This is a genomic window from Bacillus sp. JJ722, assembly GCF_036963345.1.
Taxonomy (GTDB): Bacteria; Bacillota; Bacilli; order Bacillales; family DSM-1321; genus Bacillus_AD.
The window spans coordinates 1-2076 of record NZ_JBALMO010000296.1; the positions used below are offsets into that span (position 1 = coordinate 1).

The 2076-nt window shown below is 28.5% G+C and carries 2 protein-coding genes; both read right to left on the reverse strand.

All coding sequences use genetic code 11. The annotated features are described in order from the left end of the window. Nucleotides 1–236: 236 nt before the first annotated feature. A complete protein-coding gene (locus tag V7014_RS24235) occupies nt 237–1409 on the reverse strand; it encodes a helix-turn-helix domain-containing protein (protein WP_335511175.1) in 1173 nt (390 codons plus the stop codon). Nucleotides 1410–1428: 19 nt separating this feature from the next. After that, on the reverse strand, nt 1429–2076 hold a 648-nt coding region (locus V7014_RS24240; RefSeq protein ID WP_335511177.1), incomplete at its 5' end, for a hypothetical protein.

Consider the following 2076-nt stretch of genomic DNA (forward strand, 5'->3'; position numbering starts at 1 on the left):
TCTTTATAATACGTTCCTCTTCAACAATAATTTATTTGCACTTAATGAATTCTTTTTAAATTCCTCCAATACCTCTTTACTTATCAAAACTCTTCCCCCTCATCAAATATCTACAAACGACCTCACATTACATTATACCTACAAAATAATATAATAGTAACAATTAATCGTATATAAACAGAACACCAAACATCGTTATTAAACGTCATTCAGTGTTCTTCAGTTGGCTGGTAGTACTATAAATTTTGTATTTTTGGTGTAAAGTCAAATACCTTCTTACTTGTATTTAAGTATTTTTTAAAAAAGGCACTTTCAATATCAAAAAGTTGTACAAATAAATTAATCTCGAAATTTGTGTAATCCAGTAATTGTTCAAAGCTACAGTGACCATTCTCAAAAATATACTGAAATAAACTTCTTATTTTACCTGGTCTAAAGATAACTAATTCGTCATCTAATGGTTCATTTTGTTTATAATTATAACGATTTAATAATGAATTAAAATATCTATACTGTTTGTAATCCATGTCATTCAAGAAATAGGCCCTATAACCTAACGCTGCAATTGATACATTCCATTTTTTTTTGATATCTATATAAGAATGTGGATTAGATACTTTTGCAATGCTCGTAAAATCTTTACGTATTTCATTCGTTGGCATTAAAAAATTTGAAGCAAAAAGATTTGCTTCCTTTTCTATTACATCATATTCATGTTTTTCTAATTCGGAGATATCTTTTAAATGGTGCAAAACCAAATGGCCTAATTCATGAGCTATGTCGAAGTTTCTTCTAACAGCAGATTTTTTCATATTTCCTAACATAATATATGCTCTATCAAATCTTGACCAAGTACTATAAGCATCAACACTATTTCCAAGAGCTTTCTCAAATACAAAGGCTCCTGCTTTTTCAATTAGAAATAATAAGTTATCATTATTATTTCTTGCTAAACCAAGTTTATGTCTTGTATATGTGGCAAGATATTCAATAATCTCATCCCTACTCTGGGTGCAATTATTCTTTATATACGTGGTTGCATACTTTCTAACTTCCAGTAAAACGTTATTTGGTAAGCTAACGTATTCTTCCATAAAAACAATAATACTGTTCAAATACTCTAAATGTATACTCTCTGATTTTGTTTTTTTTCTGCTGGATCTTTCCGTAGATCTATAAGCAATATTATTTTCATTTATCTCATTCGTTAAAAAATCAGATGAATAAAAATATTTCGGTCTTACAGAAAATATTTCTTTCATTTGATTAATTGTTTCTAACTTTGGTGTTGTTATTCCTGTTTCATATTGCCAAATGGATTGCTCTGTAACTTCAAGCATAGTTGCTAATTCTTGTCTTGAAAGTCCATGAAGTAATCGGATGTTGGTTAATTTTTCACCAACAAACATAAGTCAGCAACCTCCCTTATTAATCTGTCTCTCTAACTTTTTGCTCTTTTTTAGCCTCAATACCATAATTTCCAAATACTATAGAACGTTGCGGTTCTGTATCATTTTTTATCGATTCCAAATCTTCATCATTTATCTCAACTGAAGAATCTTTTATAAAATGAGTCCAATCATCTACTTCATAAGTATTAACCAAACCCGGAGAAGGTAAAAGTAATTTTATTTCAGAAATCATTTTAGACATATCTTCTATTTCATAAGAAATTACATAAAATCTATCATAAGCCTCTTTCAACCTATTAATTTCGCTTAATAAGTCTTCTACATGAAATAAATCAACAGTTTGTTCAAAGAATGATAACTGTGTATTCTTAGTTTTTTCACTTTCAAAAAGAGATATATCTAAGTCACTGTTAATGTTAGATAATTCAACTAGATAGTTATTTTCATCAGCAGTGACATTTTTTATAGAGGAAATATTTCTACCTAAAGAGGATTTATTTTTAATAATAAATAATGATCTAGTATCCTTATTAGAAAATTGTAAATATCCCCAAGCATAACCAGCTTTGGATGGAATATATTCTATTCCTTTATTTGAACAAATCTTAGCAATAGAATCCTCAATATGATTTCCTTTTACCCAAGCATAAGCACTGCTAATAAC

Bases quoted from the DNA above. Each gene is read 5' to 3' on its own strand.
- V7014_RS24235 (WP_335511175.1), bottom strand. From the start codon at position 1,409: ATGTTTGTTGGTGAAAAATTAACCAACATCCGATTACTTCATGGACTT.